Source organism: Rhodococcus sp. (in: high G+C Gram-positive bacteria), from assembly GCF_049591685.1.
In the GTDB taxonomy this organism is placed as follows: domain Bacteria; phylum Actinomycetota; class Actinomycetes; order Mycobacteriales; family Mycobacteriaceae; genus Rhodococcoides.
Map to the genome: position 1 here is coordinate 1 of NZ_JBAWFH010000544.1, position 18,727 is coordinate 18,727.

At 63.5% G+C, this 18,727-nt stretch carries 18 protein-coding genes; 4 read left to right on the top strand and 14 right to left on the bottom strand.

Annotation, left to right across the window (positions count from 1 at the left end; all coding sequences use genetic code 11):
- Positions 1 to 13: 13 nt before the first annotated feature.
- Positions 14 to 2,062, top strand: coding sequence for a glycogen debranching protein GlgX (gene glgX, locus WBQ44_RS22270; RefSeq protein ID WP_495568851.1), 2,049 nt, complete (start codon positions 14 to 16; stop codon positions 2,060 to 2,062).
- On the opposite strand, the gene WBQ44_RS22275 is transcribed toward glgX, so the two are convergent.
- The 6 genes from WBQ44_RS22275 to WBQ44_RS22300 all read right to left on the bottom strand — a co-directional run bounded on the left by WBQ44_RS22275 (position 2,059) and on the right by WBQ44_RS22300 (position 8,244).
- The gene (locus tag WBQ44_RS22275; RefSeq protein ID WP_495568834.1) at positions 2,059 to 3,840 is read right to left on the bottom strand and encodes an acyl-CoA dehydrogenase; all 1,782 of its coding nucleotides are present in this window, start codon (positions 3,838 to 3,840) and stop codon (positions 2,059 to 2,061) included. The two genes, glgX and WBQ44_RS22275, sit on opposite strands and share 4 nt — an antisense overlap.
- Before the next feature lie 10 nt (positions 3,841 to 3,850).
- Positions 3,851 to 4,534 carry a ScbR family autoregulator-binding transcription factor gene (locus WBQ44_RS22280; protein WP_495568835.1) on the bottom strand — a complete coding sequence of 228 codons (684 nt, stop codon included), beginning with the start codon at positions 4,532 to 4,534 and terminating at the stop codon, positions 3,851 to 3,853.
- Positions 4,535 to 4,650: 116 nt separating this feature from the next.
- On the bottom strand, positions 4,651 to 5,265 hold the full coding sequence (gene idi / locus WBQ44_RS22285; protein WP_495568836.1) for an isopentenyl-diphosphate Delta-isomerase: 615 nt from the start codon (positions 5,263 to 5,265) through the stop codon (positions 4,651 to 4,653).
- A gap of 94 nt (positions 5,266 to 5,359) precedes the next feature.
- The gene (locus WBQ44_RS22290; protein WP_495568837.1) at positions 5,360 to 5,476 is read right to left on the bottom strand and encodes an ANTAR domain-containing protein; all 117 of its coding nucleotides are present in this window, start codon (positions 5,474 to 5,476) and stop codon (positions 5,360 to 5,362) included.
- A gap of 294 nt (positions 5,477 to 5,770) precedes the next feature.
- Complete coding sequence (locus WBQ44_RS22295) at positions 5,771 to 7,249, bottom strand: FAD-dependent oxidoreductase (protein WP_495568838.1); 1,479 nt, start codon at positions 7,247 to 7,249, stop codon at positions 5,771 to 5,773.
- A 56-nt stretch (positions 7,250 to 7,305) separates the two neighbouring features.
- Positions 7,306 to 8,244, bottom strand: a complete 939-nt coding sequence (locus WBQ44_RS22300) for an AurF N-oxygenase family protein (protein ID WP_495568839.1) — start codon at positions 8,242 to 8,244, stop codon at positions 7,306 to 7,308.
- Positions 8,245 to 8,453: 209 nt separating this feature from the next.
- Between WBQ44_RS22300 and WBQ44_RS22305 the strand changes: the two genes are divergently transcribed.
- The gene (locus WBQ44_RS22305) at positions 8,454 to 9,137 is read left to right on the top strand and encodes a hypothetical protein (RefSeq protein ID WP_495568840.1); all 684 of its coding nucleotides are present in this window, start codon (positions 8,454 to 8,456) and stop codon (positions 9,135 to 9,137) included.
- 40 nt (positions 9,138 to 9,177) lie between these two features.
- Here the strand turns inward: WBQ44_RS22305 and WBQ44_RS22310 are convergent, their stop codons facing one another.
- Positions 9,178 to 9,747 carry a TetR/AcrR family transcriptional regulator gene (locus WBQ44_RS22310; RefSeq protein ID WP_495568841.1) on the bottom strand — a complete coding sequence of 190 codons (570 nt, stop codon included), beginning with the start codon at positions 9,745 to 9,747 and terminating at the stop codon, positions 9,178 to 9,180.
- Positions 9,748 to 9,847: 100 nt separating this feature from the next.
- Here WBQ44_RS22310 and WBQ44_RS22315 point away from each other — a divergent pair, with 100 nt between their 5' ends.
- The gene (locus tag WBQ44_RS22315) at positions 9,848 to 10,321 is read left to right on the top strand and encodes a DUF4334 domain-containing protein (protein WP_495568842.1); all 474 of its coding nucleotides are present in this window, start codon (positions 9,848 to 9,850) and stop codon (positions 10,319 to 10,321) included.
- A 46-nt stretch (positions 10,322 to 10,367) separates the two neighbouring features.
- Here the strand turns inward: WBQ44_RS22315 and WBQ44_RS22320 are convergent, their stop codons facing one another.
- Positions 10,368 to 11,630 carry an MFS transporter gene (locus WBQ44_RS22320; protein WP_495568843.1) on the bottom strand — a complete coding sequence of 421 codons (1,263 nt, stop codon included), beginning with the start codon at positions 11,628 to 11,630 and terminating at the stop codon, positions 10,368 to 10,370.
- A gap of 141 nt (positions 11,631 to 11,771) precedes the next feature.
- On the opposite strand from WBQ44_RS22320, the gene nadE reads away from it, so the two are divergent.
- Positions 11,772 to 12,614: an NAD(+) synthase gene (gene nadE / locus WBQ44_RS22325; protein ID WP_495568844.1), complete on the top strand. Its 843-nt coding sequence runs from the start codon at positions 11,772 to 11,774 to the stop codon at positions 12,612 to 12,614.
- Positions 12,615 to 12,656: 42 nt separating this feature from the next.
- Here nadE and WBQ44_RS22330 read toward each other — a convergent pair whose 3' ends face one another.
- The 6 genes from WBQ44_RS22330 to WBQ44_RS22355 are packed head-to-tail and all read right to left on the bottom strand — an operon-like array spanning position 12,657 to position 18,554.
- Positions 12,657 to 13,418, bottom strand: coding sequence for a TauD/TfdA dioxygenase family protein (locus WBQ44_RS22330; protein ID WP_495568845.1), 762 nt, complete (start codon positions 13,416 to 13,418; stop codon positions 12,657 to 12,659).
- 14 nt (positions 13,419 to 13,432) lie between these two features.
- A complete protein-coding gene (locus WBQ44_RS22335; protein ID WP_495568846.1) occupies positions 13,433 to 14,476 on the bottom strand; it encodes a D-alanine--D-alanine ligase family protein in 1,044 nt (347 codons plus the stop codon).
- Positions 14,476 to 15,789 carry an ATP-grasp domain-containing protein gene (locus WBQ44_RS22340; RefSeq protein WP_495568847.1) on the bottom strand — a complete coding sequence of 438 codons (1,314 nt, stop codon included), beginning with the start codon at positions 15,787 to 15,789 and terminating at the stop codon, positions 14,476 to 14,478. The genes WBQ44_RS22335 and WBQ44_RS22340 overlap by 1 nt, the downstream gene beginning before the upstream one ends.
- Positions 15,786 to 16,619 (bottom strand): O-methyltransferase, encoded by an 834-nt coding sequence (locus WBQ44_RS22345; protein WP_495568848.1) that lies wholly within the window; start codon positions 16,617 to 16,619, stop codon positions 15,786 to 15,788. Before WBQ44_RS22345 ends, WBQ44_RS22340 begins: the two co-directional genes overlap by 4 nt.
- Positions 16,612 to 17,829 (bottom strand): sedoheptulose 7-phosphate cyclase, encoded by a 1,218-nt coding sequence (locus tag WBQ44_RS22350; protein WP_495568849.1) that lies wholly within the window; start codon positions 17,827 to 17,829, stop codon positions 16,612 to 16,614. Before WBQ44_RS22350 ends, WBQ44_RS22345 begins: the two co-directional genes overlap by 8 nt.
- A 56-nt stretch (positions 17,830 to 17,885) precedes the next feature.
- Positions 17,886 to 18,554, bottom strand: coding sequence for an HAD family hydrolase (locus tag WBQ44_RS22355; RefSeq protein WP_495568850.1), 669 nt, complete (start codon positions 18,552 to 18,554; stop codon positions 17,886 to 17,888).
- Between the last annotated feature and the right edge of the window lie 173 nt (positions 18,555 to 18,727).

Consider the following 18,727-nt stretch of genomic DNA (forward strand, 5'->3'; position numbering starts at 1 on the left):
GTACTGGGCAGCAATGCCCGACACCGCCTCCCCCACCTCGCCCGTCAGCCGGCCGTACCCGCTCGGAGTCACGCTTCGCGGATCCGAACTCGCCGACGTCGCCGTCTACTCCGAAACCGCGGACTCCGTCACGGTCGTCGTGCTCGACGACTCCAATGCGGAGCTGTCGTCGACGGTGCTCGACCATCGTACCGGTCATGTCTTTCACGGCTTCGTCGACGGCCTCGTAGACGGGTCACGGTATGCACTGCGTGTCGACGGACCGTGGGATCCGGCGGAGGGCCTGCGGCACAACCGGAACAAGCTTCTGCTCGACCCGTATGCGCGCGCTATTTCGGGCGCCGTCGACTGGAACGAGTCGGTGTTCTCACACCTGCACGACGAGCCCGATACTTTCAACGACGCCGATTCCGCCGCATCGATGCCAGTCTCCGTCGTCACCAAGTCCGACTTCGATTGGGGCTCGGACACATCGCCCATGACACCGCTGGATCGCAGCGTGGTGTACGAGGTGCACGTCAAGGGTTTCACCGCGCAACATCCAGATGTCGACGAGGACCTCAGGGGCACCTACGCGGGGCTGGCGCACCCGGCTGCGATCCGCACGCTGGTCGACCTCGGCGTCACCGCCGTCGAACTTCTGCCGGTGCATCAGTTCGTTCAGGACTCGCATCTGCTCGAGGAGGGCCGCCGGAACTACTGGGGATACAACTCGATCGGCTTTCTCGCGCCGCACAACGAGTACAGCAGCACCGGTGACACCGGCGGGCAGGTCGACGAGTTCAAATCGATGGTCAAGGCCCTGCATGCCGCGGGTATCGAAGTGATCCTCGACGTGGTCTACAACCACACCGCCGAGGGCAATCATCTCGGACCGACGTTGTCGCTCAAGGGCATCGACAATCGGTCCTACTACCGGTTGGTCGACGAGGATCGCGGCTCGTACTTCGACACGACCGGCACCGGCAACAGCCTCAACGTCGGCCATCCGGCCGCGCTCGCCCTCATCATGGATTCGTTGCGTTACTGGGTCACCGAGATGCACGTCGACGGTTTCCGTTTCGACCTCGCGAGCACGCTGACGCGACAGGATTCGGATCTGGACAAGCACAGTGCGTTCCTCGATCTGGTTCACCAGGACCCGACGCTCGCATCGGTGAAGCTGATCGCCGAGCCCTGGGACACGCAGGGTTACCAGGTGGGTGGCTTCCCCGCCAGGTGGTCCGAGTGGAACGGCAAGTTCCGCGACGACGTCCGTGATTTCTGGCGTGGGGAAGACGGCTCGCTCGGTGCCTTCGCGCAGCGAATCACGGGCTCCCCCGACGTGTACGAGAGCACCCGGCGGCCGACGCTCGCGAGCGTCAACTTCGTCACGGCGCACGACGGCTTCACCTTGGCCGATCTGAACAGCTACGACGACAAGCACAACGACGCGAACGGTGAGGACAACGAGGACGGCGAGTCCGACAACCGGTCGTGGGGATGCGGCGCCGAAGGGCCCACCGACGACCCGGGCGTGCTCGAATTGCGTGCTCGACAGCAACGAAATCACCTCGCGACGTTGCTGCTGTCGGCCGGTGTTCCCATGATTCTGGGTGGCGACGAGATCGGTCGATCGCAGCAGGGCAACAACAATGCCTACTGCCAGGACAACGAGTTGTCCTGGTTCGACTGGTCCGGCGCGGACACCGATCTACAGGAGTTCACTGCCCACCTCATCGCACTGCGCCGGGATCACCCGGCTCTGCGCCCGACGTGGTTCAGGCACGACAGCGACTCGAACAGCGAGACCTATGTCGACTTCTATCGCGCCGACGGCGAAAAATTGTCGGACGAGGACTGGACTGACGGCACGGCGCTGTCGATGTTGGTCGAGATGGCGTCCGCCGACGACGAAGACACGTTCGGGTGGTTGGTGAACTCGTCCAGTGCGACAGTGGAATTCACGCTACCAGCATCGGATTGGCGGCTCGCCGTCTCGAGCGATCCCGGACAGGCGTACGAGGGCTCGGGACCGACGATCCTGGTCCGCGAGCACTCGTTCACGCTGCTGGTTCGTTAGAACCAGGTGGGTTCGATGTCCAGGGTGGTGCGGTCGAGTCGCGCCAGCAGCGAGATCTGTGGCCCCACCTTGGGCAGTTCGTAGAGAAAGAAGTACCGTGCGGCGCTGCGCTTGCCGTCGTAGAAGTCGCCGGACTTCTCCCCCACGGCGAGAAGCTGTTCGAGCCACATCCAGGCGATGACGATGTGCCCCATGGCTTCGAGATAGATCGTGGAATTCGCAAGGGCGACGGCGGGGTCGCCCGTCGACCACAGCCTCGCCGTCACCTCGACGATCTTCGACCATGATTCGCCGAGTTCTGCTGCGTACTCTGCTGCTGCGCCGCCGGACTTCTCGGCTCGGGCGAGCGTCTCGGCGATGCGCGACCCGAGCAGGGCCACAGCGGCTCCGCCGCGCATGGCGACCTTGCGCCCGAGCAGGTCCAGACCCTGAATCCCGTGTGTGCCTTCATGAATCGGATTCAGTCGGTTGTCGCGATAATACTGCTCCACGTCGTAGTCACGGGTGTATCCGTATCCACCGTGCACCTGGATGGCGAGGCTGTTCGCTTCGAGGCACCACTGCGACGGCCAGCTCTTGGCAATCGGCGTGAGGAGATCGAGCAGCAGCGTCGAGTCGCTCGCGATCTGTTCGTCGTCCGTGGTGTCCTGCTCGTCGACCAGACGGGAACAGTAGAGGCCGAGCGCCATCGCGCCTTCGACGTACGATTTCTGCGCCAGCAGCATGCGTCGGACGTCGGCGTGGTCGATCAGCGGCACAGGCGGCGCCGAGGGGTCCTTGGCGCCGAGTGGACGCCCCTGCGTACGCACCTTGGCGTACTCCAGCGATTTGCGGTAGCCGACGTAACCCAGCGAGATCGCCAGGAAGCCGACGCCGATCCGGGCCTCGTTCATCATGTGGAACATGTACGACAGGCCTCGGTGTTCTTCGCCGACGAGGAAGCCCAGGGCTCCCGGCTGCCCTGCGACGGCGTGGTGTCCGTCGCCGAACGACAGGAGGGTGTTGGTGGTGCCCCGGTTACCCATCTTGTGATTGAGTCCGACCAGGGTGACGTCGTTGCGGGTTCCATCGGGGAGGAACTTCGGGACAACGAACAACGAGATGCCCTTGACGCCCGGGCCGCCTCCTGCGGTCTTCGCCAGAACGAGGTGAACGATGTTCTCGGTCAGCTCGTGGTCGCCACCCGAGATCCACATCTTGGTTCCGGTGATCCGATAGCTGTCGTCTTCCTGCTTCACCGCACGCGTGGTGATATCGGCGAGCGACGAGCCTGCCTGTGGTTCCGACAGACACATCGTTCCGAAGTAGCGGCCCTCGAGCATCGGGCGAACGTAGTCGTCGATCTGGGTCGACGTGCCGTAGGTGGCGATAAGGTTGGCGTTGGCCATCGTCAAGAACGGGTACGCCGATGTCGACGCATTCGCTGCCTGGAACCATGCCATCGCCGCGCGCGCGACGGTGGTCGGCAATTGCATTCCGCCCAGGGATTCGTCGAATTGGCCTGCGATGAGCCCGGCTGCCGAGTACACGTCGAGTGCAGTCTTGACGTCGTCGATCATCCGCACCGTGCCGTCGGGCCGCATGGTCGGTTCGGTGGCGTCGGACAGCTTGTTGTGTGGTTCGAAGTGCTTGTGCGCGATGTCCGCGCACAGGTCCATCACCGCGTCGAACGTCTCCCTCGAATGCTCGGCGAACCGCTTCCGCGCGGTCAGCGACTCCACATCGAGCCATTCGTAAAGGAGGAAGTCGAGGTCGCGGCGGGAAAGTACGTCGGTCATGGAAGTCCGTTCACGTGGGGTCGGCTGCTGTCTCTCCAGGGTAGGTGACGGCCATTTCCCACTCGTGGGGTTCTTTCGCGGCCAACGCGGCAACACGTTCGAGCGCATGCGGCGACGCCACCGACGGCAGCAGAAGAGCCCACATCTCGGAAAGCCGGGTGTACAGATCGGTTCGGCCGCTCAGCACGTCCGACAGGGTCTGCACGCCCGTGAACGCTCCGACGATGAACCTGGCCAGCGCTGTCACGTCGACGTCCGCGGCAATGTCTCCCTCGTCGACAGCCCTTGCGGCGAGGTTGCGAATGGCTTCGATCCAGTCGAGATACGGCCGCTGCACCGGCCCCCTTATACTTCCGATCTCGAGCGTCAACCGCATGCCGCCACGGGCGACGGGTTCGACGACCAACTGTCGCGCCATCTCCTGACTCACGGCCACGAGTGCGTCCAGCGCGGCGGGCACCTGTTCGACGACCATCCGGAAGGCGTCCATCGCCATCTGATGTTGGGCGTCGACAACAGCGTGTGCCAGCTCTTCCTTCGACGAGAAGTGGAAGTACATCGCGCCCTTGGTTACCCCTGCGTGTTGCAGAATGGTAGAGAGACTGGCTGTTCCGTACCCGAACTTTTCGAAGCTCACGGCGGCGCCCATGAGGACTGCATGGCGGGTGTTCTCAGCGCGTCGCTGCACGGTCACCGCCCGATCCGTCTACCGACTCGGGCGGGCGCGGCGATTTCCACGTGTGGTGCACCGATGAACCATATCCGGTGAGTGTCGGTTGTTCGAATGACACCGACACTCTGCGTCTGCGGTCAGTCGGGGGTCGCGGAGTAGCTGGCCGCCGCGGGCAAGCCCGACGGGTCTCCCACCGGCCACGCCAGCGGATCGTCACCGAAAATGCGCAGTTGGTTCATCTGCTCTTCGCACCACGGCGACACCGCGCCGCCGTCGGCAACGAACCTCGAGAATTCCGTCCACGGAATCCACCGGGCATCGTCAACCTCGGTCGGATCGGGATCGAGGTCTGCTCCGTCGTAGACCACTCCGAACACCGGGCACAGTTCGTTCTCGACGATGCCGTCGTCCATCACGGCGCGATATCTGAACCCGGGGAGCAGCAGCCGCGGCGGTGTGACAGCGATTCCGAGCTCCTGTTCGAGCCTCCGCACGACCGCGTCGCCGAGATCCTCGTCGGGCCCCGGGTGACCGCAGCAGCTGTTGGTCGTGACGCCTGGCCAGGTCTTCTTGTGTCCGGCGCGTCGAGTGATGAGCACCTCCCCGCGGGGATTGAAGACGTAGCAGGAGAACGCGAGGTGCAACGGTGTCGAAGTGGTGTGAACGGTCGATTTGAGTTGCGTGCCGAGGGCGTGCCCGTGGTCGTCGACGAGGACGACGTGCTCGGTCACGGCCGGCCGGGTTGTGTGCATCGGTCCATACTCCCAGAAAGTGCAGGGCTTGTTCTGTCGCGGCAGTAAGGCTATGGGCTGAAATTGTCGATAATCTCCACTGCGACGTCTTTGGCTATCCAGTTGGTGTTCTGCGAAATCTTGGGGTCAGGCGTGCGAATGCCGTGCGTGCGTCGACGCCCTCCGCAGCCATCAACAAGCCGATGGCGGTACCGATCGCGCTACGAGTCACGAGCGATGTTTGTCGAGGGCCGGGCAGGGGGTAGTGCGGTAACCGGCGGTCACTCGCCTCGCCGAGTTACGGCCGACACGTTCGGGTGGGTTGAGACCACAGCCCCCCCGAATGTGCTCGCAATAGTTTCACGGTGCCTTCCGCCCTGACTGCTGCCGCCCGGTTCTACCGATGCCGATTTTGCCCGCGTGCACGGGCGCAAGCCAGCCCGGGGCATGCATTGCAATGCCCCGTTACTTGTCCGTTGTGGATTCGACGTCGGTCCGTGTCCGGATTGGCGGACGAAGCCGCTTCTTACTTGGCGATGCGTCCGCGCACACGGGTAAGCAGTGCGCGAGCAGGCTCCAAGGGGCTTGAACCAGCCGCAGCGATGTCTTCGAGGATGTTGTCGACCGTCTGTTCGGCATCGACCTTGTTGTCACCGATGCCCCCGGACGCGCCACGTTTCGCCCACCCGACCACGTACCGCCCGGGGTCCACGGTGCCGTCGTCGCGAGTGATTCGGCCGCTCACGTTTCGGATCGCACCGCGGACCTCGTCGAACGGCAACCCGCGAGACGGGGTACCGCGATAGCCGATGGCAAGCAGCACGAGATCTGACGGAATATTGGTACCGCCCTCGAAGACTACCGAGGAGACCCGCCGCGACCCCTCGACAGCGACGGGCGCGCGCGAAAAGCCGAACACGATTCGGCGGTTGATTCCCCGGGCAGTGTCGTCAACCCTGGGTGCGCCGCGCAACGCCGACGCGGGCGCCGACAGGGGCAGCGAATCGATCACGTCGAGTATGTCGGCTGCACCGGACACCGCGACGTCCACCCCGTTTCGCGTCACCAGAGCCTGGCATTCGGAACGAGTGAAGGCCGCGTTCTCCGGGCCGCGGCGTGCGGCCACGAACACCTCGGACACGGTGCTCGCGCGCAGGGCCGCGAGAGCATGTGGAGCGATGGCGGTGCCGACCAGATCTGCGGGATCGGCAGTGAGAATTCGGGCGGCGTCGAGTGCGACGTTGCCGTTTCCGATGATGGTGACCCGCTCGATGCCGCGCAGATCGACCGCATCCGCCGGTACGTCGGGATGCCCGGTGTACCAACCGACAAGTGTTCGAGCGCTCATGGACCCGGGCAGATCGATTCCGGGAATCGGAAGAAGCCGGTCGCTGTCGGCGCCGACGGCGTAGACGACCGAGTCGAAGGACTCCCGCAGGTCCGCGTGGGAGACATCGACCCCAACTTCCACACCCAGCTTTATCGTCACGCGCGGGTGCGCGAAGATGCTGCGGAAGTGCTCGCCGATTCGGCGCGTACCGAGGTGGTCCGGAGCGACACCGAACCGCGCGAGACCTCCGGGAACAGGCAACCGGTCGTAGAACGTGATGCGACTCTTCGGTACCCGCAGCAATGCCTGCGCGGTGTAACACGCAGCAGGACCGGTTCCGACAATGGCGACATCGAAGCGCGGAAGAGTGTTGACCGCCGCGGGCGGGAACTTCGGCGGCGCCCATTCGGCGATGGCCGGCTTGTCACGGTAGTACTCGGCGTTGATGTCGGCATAAATGGCCTGGTCCGGCGAAAGCCTGGAGACCCGGGTAATGGCGTCGACCGGGCACGCATCTGCGCAGGCTCCGCAGTCGATGCAGGTGCGAGGGTCGATGTATAGCAGCTCGGTCTTGCCGAAATCGGGTTCGTCCGGCGTCGGATGAATGCAGTTGACCGGGCACACCGACAGGCATGAGGCATCGTTGCAGCAGTTCTGGGTGATGGCGAAGGCCATGGTCGGTTCTCCGTAGTCTTCTTCGTTCGATCAGTTCGCCATCCTTGCAGCACAGCTCACAGCATGTGCAGGCGCTTGTAGATGGCCTCTGCCGGCTTGGTGACCAAGCCGCAGTCGTGCAGGAAAGCCATCAGGTGCTCGCTGCTGGTGCGCATCATCATGTGATGGTGCGCATTGTTCTTCGCTTCACGCACCGCACGGTCCGTATCCAGGCCGGCAGCCGCGTATACGCCCTTGTTGACCATGTTGGAGACGATGATTCGTGCGGCGATAGCAACGACCAATGCGCTCAACTTGCGTCGCGGTGCACTTTTACCTTCGATGCGCTCGCGCATCTGCTGTCGCGCGAACGTCATGTGACGCGATTCTTCGACGACATGGATCTTGCTGGTTGTCCGGACGAGCGGGAGCACGTTCTCTCCGCGCATCCAGTCACGCTGCATGACGTCGAGCACCTCTTCGGCGACGAGTATGCCGCCGTAGGCCGCTTCGGCCGTTGCCAAGGCCTTGAACCCCCGACCGAGCTCACGGGACATGCGTCGGGGCAAGTAGGACTGGATGCCCATCTTCGTGCAGGCGCGGGCGAACATGATCGAGTGCCGGCACTCGTCGGCGATTTCGGTGAGGGCGAACTGGAAATCGGAGGCGGACGAGTCTTTGCAGTACTGATCCCGCAGCACCATCTGCTGCAGGATCATCTCGAACCAGATGCCGGTGCTCATGATCGAACACACCTCGTGCCGAGTCAGCGTGATCCGCTGTTCCTCGGTCATCTCGTTCCAGAGGTCGGTGCCGTACAGCGTGCTCCACTCCGGGTTGAGGCCGTACAGGCTGGGGTCCAGGTCCGCGTTCCAATCGACTTCTTCGGCCGGGTCGTACGACAGTTGAGCAGCCGAATCGAGCAGTCGCGCCGACACGTCCTCGGGATCGAAGACGTGGGTTGGTGCGTCGAAAGTGCTGGTCATGTTGCTGGTTTCCCTCCATAGACACTGCATGGGGCCTATCTGTTACGAAGATTACCAGTTACTGACTGTCACAGGTAGAGATCGAGCCGCGCAAATCGCCCTCGGAGTGCACATCACCGAGAAGCCCCAGGCAGCGAACGGTAACATTCTTCGCGACTGTTTCAACCCGTACTATTGACGACGAAGTATGTTTTCCCCTGCCCTCGGACGCCCAACCCATTTGACGGATCGACTTACTCATGTTGTTCTCCTCAGGCTCAGGTGGGCGCGCCGCACCTTCCACGACGACCGGACCCGCGACACCGACCTGGCCCACGGTCGTCTTCATCCCTGGAAAGGACCGCGACCGCGTTGGGCATTCCGACGTCGCACTTGCCGAGGCGCTGACCCAGTTCGTGCGTGTGCTCTGGATCGATCCGGCCGACGACAGCGCCGACGTGGACGGCGGTGTGGACGGCGGTGTGTCGTCGCCGTTCACCGGACTCCGAATGTTTGTCAGGTCGATTGTGCCCAGGGTGCGCCCCATCGGTCGGGGACGTGACCACGCGATGAAAGCAAGACTTCGCACTCTGGGTGTAATCGCCGACGCTGTGGTGCTGACCGATCCCGTCGGACGTTTCCCACGGGGCGTCTCAGGCCATCGGTTGCTGTACGTCACCGACGATTGGGTCCGCGGCGCACCGGAGGCCGGGCTGTCCCGCCGGCGCGTACGCCGGGCACTGCAGATCAACGTCGCGGACGCCGACACGGTTGCCGCTGTATCGGAGACGCTCGCGTTGCGGCTCCACGTCTATTCCAAGGACATGGGTGCCGTCCGAGTGGTCCCCCGCACACACGCCGTCATGTTGCTGAGGTTGATGGCCCTGTTTCCCGATTCTTTCGCCATACCTGCGAAGGCGCCTGGGCACGGCCGAGACGATTGAGCGGGCACGGCCTTGACGACCCGACTTTGCCACAACGCCACTACGAGCTCGGGGGCGCGATAATTCGGCGAACCGCTTCCACCGCGTCCGCCCGCCGTGCGGCGTCCGTTCTGCGACGGGCAGATGACCCCGAGGAATGCCCTACAGCAAGAGAGAGGACGACGTCGGTCACCATGACAAGCAATTCGACGGCATCCCACGAGTCGTCGACGAACCCCTCCTGCTGACCGCGTCGAATTTCTCGCACCTTCGAGCGAACCGCGTCGACACGCGAATCGTCGGCCGTCCGCGTCGTCTCTTCCAGATCTGCCCATCTCTGCAGACGCACGTTGTGAGGATTCGCAATGAAGTTGTCGAACAGCCTGCCCGCATAGGCAGGCAGGTCGTCTCCCCGCAACGCCGTTTCGGCCGCCGTCTCGGTCACCCACCTGCCGGACACCGCGGCGAAGAGGTCCTCCTTGTTCGCGAAATAGGCGTACAGGCGCTCCTTGCTGGCCCGCGCCTCGCTGGCTATGCGGTTGACACGCGCGCCCGCGATTCCGTACCGGGCGAACTCCGACCTGGCTGCGTCGAGTATTCGCTCGCGTGTCGCTTCGCCTGCACTTCTCACGTGGTCAGCCTAGCCCTTGCCGAACCATTTGGTTCGGCGTAGCTTCCACCACACAGCCAAACCAAATGGTTCGGCAACGACGGCCTCTGGAGGTCTGAGCATGGACACCGACACGGCACGCACTCGGTTCAACGATGCCCTCGAGAGAACGAACGGCGTCGACCCGGCAGAATTGGACGTCATCTGGGCAGCGCTCGACACGGTCGGCGCTGAGGACGTGCTCGGAAATTGGAAGGGTTCGCAATTCTTCACGGGTCACCGCCTATGCCGCAGACTGGCTCGTTCGAATTGGTACGGCAAACGATTTCTCACCCTGGACGACGCGAAGCCCCTCATCTGTCGAAACGACGACGGAGAACTGTATTCGGACGTCGAAGCAGGGAACGGTGAGGCGTCACTCTGGAATGTGGAGTTTCGTGGAGAGGTCACCGCCACGATGGTCTACGACGGGGCACCGATTTTCGACCACTTCAAGAGAGTCCACGACTCCACACTCATGGGGATCATGAACGGTAAATCCGAGGTCGTCCTGGACGATGGCAAACACTATTACTTCGCATTGGAACGCGAATGAGCACGGTGATGCCCGCGCTGGATACTTCCCTGACCGCCGGGGGCGTTCAGGCCCGGCTGGTGGAGATGGCCACGGCCCCCAGCACGCCGACGATCGCGAAGGCATAGAAACCCCACGGTGATGCGATGCCTGCCCCGAGGAGTGCCCCGCCGAGAATTGGTCCGCAAATCGCCCCGAGGCGGCCGATACCTGCAGCCCATCCGAGCGCGGTGGCCCGAGCCTCGGGTGGGTACGCCGAGCTGGTGAACGCATAGACCAAGACCTGTGCACTGAAGACGAAGCACCCGGCGAGGAAGACCAGGACGTAGACGCCGAACGGCACCTTGATGCTGAGAGCAGCGAGAAACAGAGCAGCGCACGTGAACCAGATGATGGCAGCGGTTCGTGACCCGATTCTGTCCGCGACGCGCCCCGCGACCAGCAAGCCGACGATGGCACCGAAGTTGAGCACCAGGAGCAGCGTCAAAGCCGCGCCCAGTTCGTATCCGGCCTCGCGCATGATGGTCGGCAACCACGTGTTCAGGCCGTAGACCAGCAGCAAGCCCATGAACGAGGTGACCCAGATGGCAATGCTGTTTCGAATCATCGACGACGCGAACAGTGTGCGGATGGGATTGACCACAGGCGCTGGTTCTTTCGGCGCCGGTTCGAGCTGTAGGCCGTGGGCTGCCGCTATCGCCTCCGCTTCGGCCCGGCGACCCTTGACCAACAGGTACGCGGGCGATTCGGGCAGGAACCGAATCATCAATGGCAACAATACGATTGCAGGCAAGGCACCGGCGACGAACATCGACCGCCAACCGAAGGGTTGGATGAGCACGAGCGCAAGAACGGCAGTGGCGACCGCGCCCACGTGGTAGCCGGTCATCAAGGTGGTCGACGCGGATCCGCCCTTTCGCTTCGGCGTGAATTCGTTGACCAGTGCGAGTGCAGTCGGCAGCGCGCCCCCGAGTCCGACACCGGCGAGGAACCTGAAGACGCCGAACACGAGCGGATTCGGCGCGAACGCGCAGAGAAACGTCAACACCGAGAACGCCGCGACCGCGAGGATCAGCGACTTCCGCCGGCCGAGAATGTCTGTGAGTGTGCCGATCGTCAGCGCTCCGATGGTCATGCCCACCAGGCCCGCGGTCGAGATGGCGGTGATCGTCGCCGTGTCCGCACCGAAGGCGGTGTCGTCGAGGATCGACGGAATGGACGCGCCGAGCACGACGAGATCGAAGCCGTCCAGCAGTACCGATACCCAGCACAGCATCACGACCGCACGAGCCGTGACCCGTTTCGCGGCTGTTGCAGATGTCGAAGTCATCCCTCGCCTGTTCGTATAGTGAACACCTGTTCGGTGTCATTGGATTCCATTGTGGCCCAGCGCACAGGCCGCGCGCAAGCTGCATCGGTTCGGCGCACACCGGCGGTTTGACGCTTACGTGCGAAGGGCACACCGAGAGGCATGGATGCCTCGCTGCGCACTCGGATTCAGCACGAACTGGGCGTCAAGCCCACCATTGACGCGGCTGAGGAGATACACGATCGCGTCGCCTTCCTGGCCGATTACCTACGTGCGAGCGGTACGCGTGGGTTCGTGCTGGGCATCAGCGGCGGCCAGGACAGCACCCTGGCAGGCAAGTTGGCTCAACTCGCCGTCCAGGAAGTCGAGAAGTTGGGCGGGGAGGCCGCGTTCGTCGCGGTTCGTCTCCCGCACGGAACTCAGGCCGACGAAGCAGACGCGAAAACGGCCATCGACTTCATCTTGCCCGACCGAACCGTCACGGTGAACATCCGAGACGCCGTCGAGGCGTCGTCGCGCTCGGTCGCCGAAGCTCTCGGCCGAGACAAGCTCGACGACTTCGTGCGCGGCAACGTCAAGGCACGTGAACGCATGATTGCGCAGTACGCCATTGCGGGGCAAGAAAACCTGCTGGTCGTCGGCACCGATCATGCCGCAGAAGCCGTCACCGGCTTCTACACCAAATACGGCGACGGCGGAGTCGACATCACACCACTTACCGGCCTCACCAAGAACCAGGGCGCCGCGCTGCTACGCCACCTGGGCGCGCCCGAGTCCACGTGGAGCAAGGTCCCCACCGCAGACCTCGAAGACGACCGGCCCGCACTGCCCGACGAGCAGGCCCTCGGGGTCACTTACGCGCAGATCGACGCATACCTCGAAGGCGGAGCCGTGGACGAGGCGGCCGCCGAGACCATCGAGATCTGGTTCGGCAAGACACGCCACAAGCGCACGACGCCCGTCGGGCCCGCCGATCGCTGGTGGCGTTCGGCCGTCGGTTCATGAAGTCCGTCGGTTCATAAAGGCGAGGGTTTCGTTCCGCCCCCATTACCTCGGTGGCGCAACCATGCCCCGGTGCATCACTCGGTCTCCGACGACGCCCGAGTGATCCGCCTTGTGCATCACACATCGGTTGTCCCACATGACGACATCTCCGGGTGACCAGGAATGTCGGTATACGTTCTCCTCCCGCGTCGAGTGGTCGACGAGGTATTGCACGAACTCGGCCGCGTCGGCGTCGGACATTCCACTGACTGCGACGCACCGGGCAGGAGCAGACAGGTACAGTGACTTCCGGTGCGAGAGCGGATGTTCGAGAACGAGCGGGTGAACGGCGGATCCATCGATGCCTTCCAACCCTGTCACTCGGTGAGTTACCGACCGATGCTCGACGAAGTTGCGGTCGTCCTCCGGCAGCGTCGAATACGCGGCGTACTGGTTGCTGAACAAGGTCTGGCCGCCGTGCTCGGGCACTTCCACGGCTCGAAGTGCGGTGTAAGCGGGTGGGCGCGGAACGTAGGTGGTGTCGACGTGAAACGTGGACTTCGGCGGGGTGGTGCGTCCGACGTTGGTGATCACGTTGAGGTTGGGATACCCGCCGACGGGCGTCTCCCCGTCGGTGAAGACCAGCTCGCCGAACGAGCGCAGGAAGGCTAGGAAGTGTTCGTCGTCGACGCTTTGGTGCGGTAGAACGACCACCCCGCGTTCGGCGAGCACGGACGTCAGCTCGGCCACTTCGGCGCGACCGAGCTCGCCGACGCGTACGCCGGCCACGCGCGCCCCGACGGGTTCGAGCTTCTCGTTTCTCATCGCGAACTCCTTTCTCACATCACTTCACGCACTGATCCGGCGAACAGATCGGTGACGGGTACTCCTGCGGCTGCGGCCATCACGGCCACGACGCTGCTGGGCGAAAATGAGCAGTACAGGCCGGCTTCGAGGAACCAGGGATTTCCGTCCGGGTCGATGCGGAAGTCGAAGAGGCTGTAGTGCCGGCATCCCAGTGCGATGTGGCAGCGGCGGGCGGCGTCCCACACTCTGTCGGTGATCGGGTCGTCGACGTCGACGATCCAGGCCTTGGTCGTGTCTTTGGCAACCAGGTAGAGGTCACCGCCGTCGGATCTGTCGAGTTTGTCGGTGCTGCTGCGGATGGGCTTGTCTGCATCGACCGCGTACTCCTCGAGCGGCAGACAGACGAGCTCGCCGTCGCGGACGATGATTCCGCATCGCACTTCTCGACCCAGCTCGACGTACTCTTCGACGAGGGCCGAATCGGAGAACGCCAATGCGTCGGCCACCGCCTGCGCGAGCGCCGCGTCGTCGTGCGCCAGGGTGACACCCATCGAGTTGTCGGAATCCACGGGTTTGACCACAACGGGGAACTGGAGCGTCGTCGTGGCGCCGGCAGTTCGCAACACTTCACCGCGCGGTACGGCCACGCCTGCCGAGGCGACGACGGCTCGCGAGAGATGCTTGTCCGCTGCCAGAGCCATCACTTCCGGAGTGTTGCCGACGTACGGAATACCGAGTAGATCGAAGGCCGCGCGGTATGTGGTCATGCCCGGCCTGCAGAACATCTGCGGCACCATCAGATCGACCCCGTCCGCAGTGATCCGGGTCAACGCATCGGGGGCCGACATCGACTGAGCAGTAGCAATACTCGCGGTGTCCAAACTCTCTGGAAAGCGCCACGCACCGTCCGGTGTGACGAACGCCAGCCGAAGTCGGTACTCGGCTTCGTCCGCCAACGCGTCGAAGAAGCCACCGGCGTAGACCCGAGACAGGTCGGCGTGAAACTCGTCGACCGCCGAACCGACGAGGGCGAGAACCCTCATGCCGCTGCGGTGTGGTGCGTCACGATCGGTCATCAGTCGCCACCCGTCTCGACGAGCTTGCCGATGTTGAAGTCGATGCGTGACCAACTGCGCCCACTGAACAGGTTCTTCAGCAGCAGCGACGGGATCTGCACGTGATGAACGAGTAGATACGGCAACGGATCCCACCGCGCGTAGATCGCATCAGTTCCGGCGAAAACAACGCGAAGGCGCCGTAACCGGTTCGGTTCGGTGAGAAGTCGCCACATCTCGTGATAGATCCAGTATGTCGGTTTGGACGCGTCGGTCGGAACGACGACCTCGTGGACGGGCCCGAGATACGCGTTCGCGAGAGTGTCGTTGTCGTAGAACATCGTGATGGCGGAGTGCGTGCGGGGATTGCACTCGATTGCGTAGACCGTGCCGTCGTCGGCCTCGATGAAATCGAACGACATCTGCCCGGTGGCTCCCAGCGCACCCACGAATGTGTCTACCCACGAACGGATTCGAGGCTTGTCGACCATCGCGTAGTTCACCTGGAAGGCCGACGACTCGCAGCATGCGTAGACCTGCAGGACGCCGTCGCGCACCGTCCCATGGGTGCAGTACTCCTTCCCCGCGATGAATTCTTGCAGGATCCACGGATCGCTGGGTGAAATGGACAGCGTTCGCGCGAACGCGAGATTGCGCTCCGGCGTACGACCCGAAAGCCGAGTCAGGTCCATTCGACCGACGGGATTGTAGGCAATTCGTTTCAGGACGTATTCGCGTCCCGGACGAAACGGGAACGACGTGATGTCGTCGATATCGGTGATGCGAGCGAAGTGCGGCACCGGAAGGCCCAGTGACGCAGCATATTCGGAGAAGGCACTCTTGTCGTCGAGCATTCTGACAGTCACCGAGTCCGCGTGCACCACCTCGCACTGCTTGTTTAACAACCGGCGCGCATCTGCGTCGTGGATACTGGCCGCCGGGCTCGCCACGGGTACGAATGCGTCGACGTTCTCGCGCCGAGCGATGTCCGCCAGAGCGTCGGCATAGGCGGAATCGGTCGGGTCCGGGATGCAGTGGAAGCTGTCGACCGCACGAGAGAAGCGATGGCCGGTGAACCGGTACTTCGCCGACTCCACCAATACGACGCGATGCCCTGCGAGGTGAAAGGCTCTCGCGAGGCTCAGCGACTTTGTCATCTTCCCGCCACTGACCATCACGGTTTTGCCGCTCGGCGTCACCGACACGGGGCGGTGCCGAGCAAGCGCGACGCCAACCACAGCGAGGTCGACGGGCAACGTGACGATCAACGCGCCGAGGGCGCCGAGCGTCCGCATAGCGGAATCGATATGCGCAGCACCGATATGCATTGTCATCGGTCCTGAACTCGTCGAACGAGGGTCACCCCGTCGCGGATCGGCAGCAGCACCTGCTCGACCCGAGGATCATCGGCGACGAACCGGTTGAAGGCGTCGACGGCGTCGCCGTTGGTCGTCCTAGCGCTCCCGTCGGCGTAGGGGGTCCCCTGCAGCAGCGTGTTGTCCACCGCTATCACGGCACGCTCGGCGAGCAGAGCGCTCTCCAGGAGCAACCGGTAGTAGTCGAGGTAACCGGTCTTGTCGGCGTCGATGAACACAAGATCGAACGGCAAACGATGCCCGTTCAATCGTCGTAGAGTGTCGAGCGCTGGACCGACCTCGACGACGATCCGGTCACCGACCGGTGATTCGGCGAAGCACTCCTGCGCGAACTGCGCAACGAACTCGTCGACCTCACATGCGACGACTTCGCCTCGCTCGGGCAACGCTTCGGCCATCGCCAGTGCAGAGTAGCCGGTGAACATCCCGATCTCGAGAACCCTTCTCGCTCCGGTCATGTGGACGAGGAACTTCAGCACCTGACCCTCCACATGTCCCGACAGCATTTCCTGCTCGAGTGGTCCCGACCCGGACACCAACCCCCGCGATGCCCAATCCATCTCCCTCGTACGCCGAGACAACGACGCCAGGGCCGCAGACTCCGGCGTCGTACACCGATCGAGGTAGGGATCGAGTCCGTCGGCGAGATCCCGTGCGCGCCGCAGTCGCTCGACGAACTCGACACCGACGGCGCCCTCGTCCGCCGATTCAGCCAAGGCCCGCAACTCCGCGGCGAGGATCGTCGTCGGCGTGACGGGTCTCGGCGTCGCGCGAGCCGCTTCAGGCATCGGCGCCGTGACCGGTGAACATGTCCACGCCGTCGCCACCACGCTCGCGGTCGAGGCACACCTTCTTGTGCAAGGTGAGCGCATCGGTGAGTTCGGCGGTGGTGATGTCGTTGAGGAACCTGCACGATCCGATGGGGTCCGGCACCGCCGCACGCAGTAATCCGTCGCGCGTCTTGAGGATGGAGGCGGTTGCGTCGGTGAGCAGTTCGGGAGTCAGGTAGTCGCTGTCGAGTGCGAGACCGAGCCGGCTCATGACGCCGAGAACGCGGTCGCGGTCATCGGTGCTGATGAGGCCACGTTGCTCGGCCAGCGTGGTCGAGAACGCCATGTCGATGTTGATGGCGTGCCCGTGGAAGAACGGCGCCGGGGGCGTCAATTCGAGCGTCGGGCTCCAGGTGTGTCCGAATGCGATGACGCGGTCGAGTTGGATTTCGTGCAGGTTCGGTGCCTCGAGCTCGAGCATCGTCTCGATCGCCTGATAGGTCAGTCGGTCGGCAACAGCACGCAGTTCGGCGTTGCCGTCGAGATGCCCGAAGCGGGTACGGAGAAGGTCCACGCCGTGGTCGTCGAGCATGTCGAAGATGTCGGAATTGCCGACCACCGAGATCTTGATCAACTCGGCCATGCCGTTGCGAACCTGATCCTCGGGCAGCGTCTCCAGGAACGAGAAGTCCAGCAACACCTTCTGCGACGCGTGATAGGCACCGAGGCGGTTCTTGTGTTTGCCGTAGTTGACGGCGACCTTGATGCTGACGCTCGCATCGATGAGACCGATGAGCGTGGTCGGAATCCTGATGTAGGGGGTGTTGCGACGGTAGGAAGCACACGCATAACCTGCGACGTCCGTCGTCAGTCCCCCACCGACCACGAGAACGGGTTCGGTGCGAACAAGACCGAAATGGTCGAACTCCCCCACGATGCGTTCGAACGTCTCGAGCGACTTGGCCGTCTCGGCGATCTTGACCGGAACGACGGTCAATGCGATCTCGTGATAGCCGAAGTAGGTTCGGATGCGGTCGCCGTAGATGGAGTACACCGTCTCGTCGACGACCATCAGTGCTCGGCCGTAGGGCCGGTAGCTGTCGGCCAGTTCGACGTTCTCGATTGCGAAAACTCCGTCGACGTACAAGAGATCGTATTCGATCTTCTCGTATCCCTCGACGTGGAACGCACGCGGTGTCGCGGTGACCTGCGCCTGCATGTTGCTCATCTAGATCTGTCCTTCCGTCGTAGGTGTCGTCGGTGTCGTCGGTGTCGTCGCTGTCGTCACGGTCGTCCTTCGGCCCACTCGCGGAGCTTGTCGGCATCGAGGTGGTCGACGGTTGCCACTGCGTCCGAGAAGTCGCCGCCGGCGGTGTTCGCGTTGGGAAATGCGACGCAGCGGATGGAGGCGGCCGAGGCGGACTTCACGCCACCGACGTTGTCTTCGATCGCGATGCACTGGTCGGCCTGCTCGCCGAGGCCGTCGACGGCGAAGAGATATGGCGCGGGGTCCGGCTTGACGCTCGTGACCTTGCCGTTGTCGACGACGATGTCGAAGGCGTCCGCACTGAGCTTCTCGAACGAATCCAGAAGTGCCGTCACGTTTTCCGGGGAGGTCGTGGTGACGAGGCCCAGCTTGAACCCGTGCTCACGGGCACTCGCCATGGTGTCCAGTACGCCCGGTCGCGGCTCTACGCCTTCCGTGGCGAGCAGCTTCTGGAAGATGTCGGACTTCGTCGAATGGATTGCAGCCGAGTCGACTTCCTGACCCTTCGAGGCGGCATAGTCGGCGATCCGCGAGGCGCCGCCGTTGCTGGTGAGCATTGCGGTGTAGTCCTGCCGCGACCACGTCCAGTCGAGGTTGTGTGCCGCGAAGGCGTCGTTGAACGCGCGACGCTGCATCTCCGAGGTGTCGGCGAGTGTGCTGATCGATCCGAACAGAATGGCGGCCATGTCGGTCCCTCCGTGGAATGTGGTTCTGACTCGAACGCGTTGCTGCGCACAGCGGATCGTGCGCTCGTAGAACCAAGTTTGTCGACGCCGAGTGTCAGCACACTGGCCGCCCGCATCACGAAAGGGTAACGGAAGATCACGGTAAGGTAACGCCCGCAGGGAACCGTGGAACA

Bases quoted from the DNA above. Each gene is read 5' to 3' on its own strand.
- glgX (WP_495568851.1), top strand. From the start codon at position 14: ATGCCCGACACCGCCTCCCCCACCTCGCCCGTCAGCCGGCCGTACCCG.
- WBQ44_RS22275 (WP_495568834.1), bottom strand. From the start codon at position 3,840: ATGACCGACGTACTTTCCCGCCGCGACCTCGACTTCCTCCTTTACGAA.
- idi (WP_495568836.1), bottom strand. From the start codon at position 5,265: ATGCACACAACCCGGCCGGCCGTGACCGAGCACGTCGTCCTCGTCGAC.
- WBQ44_RS22295 (WP_495568838.1), bottom strand. From the start codon at position 7,249: ATGGCCTTCGCCATCACCCAGAACTGCTGCAACGATGCCTCATGCCTG.
- WBQ44_RS22300 (WP_495568839.1), bottom strand. From the start codon at position 8,244: ATGCAGTGTCTATGGAGGGAAACCAGCAACATGACCAGCACTTTCGAC.
- WBQ44_RS22305 (WP_495568840.1), top strand. From the start codon at position 8,454: ATGTTGTTCTCCTCAGGCTCAGGTGGGCGCGCCGCACCTTCCACGACG.
- WBQ44_RS22315 (WP_495568842.1), top strand. From the start codon at position 9,848: ATGGACACCGACACGGCACGCACTCGGTTCAACGATGCCCTCGAGAGA.
- WBQ44_RS22320 (WP_495568843.1), bottom strand. From the start codon at position 11,630: ATGACTTCGACATCTGCAACAGCCGCGAAACGGGTCACGGCTCGTGCG.
- nadE (WP_495568844.1), top strand. From the start codon at position 11,772: ATGGATGCCTCGCTGCGCACTCGGATTCAGCACGAACTGGGCGTCAAG.
- WBQ44_RS22330 (WP_495568845.1), bottom strand. From the start codon at position 13,418: ATGAGAAACGAGAAGCTCGAACCCGTCGGGGCGCGCGTGGCCGGCGTA.
- WBQ44_RS22335 (WP_495568846.1), bottom strand. From the start codon at position 14,476: ATGACCGATCGTGACGCACCACACCGCAGCGGCATGAGGGTTCTCGCC.
- WBQ44_RS22340 (WP_495568847.1), bottom strand. From the start codon at position 15,789: ATGACAATGCATATCGGTGCTGCGCATATCGATTCCGCTATGCGGACG.
- WBQ44_RS22345 (WP_495568848.1), bottom strand. From the start codon at position 16,619: ATGCCTGAAGCGGCTCGCGCGACGCCGAGACCCGTCACGCCGACGACG.
- WBQ44_RS22350 (WP_495568849.1), bottom strand. From the start codon at position 17,829: ATGAGCAACATGCAGGCGCAGGTCACCGCGACACCGCGTGCGTTCCAC.
- WBQ44_RS22355 (WP_495568850.1), bottom strand. From the start codon at position 18,554: ATGGCCGCCATTCTGTTCGGATCGATCAGCACACTCGCCGACACCTCG.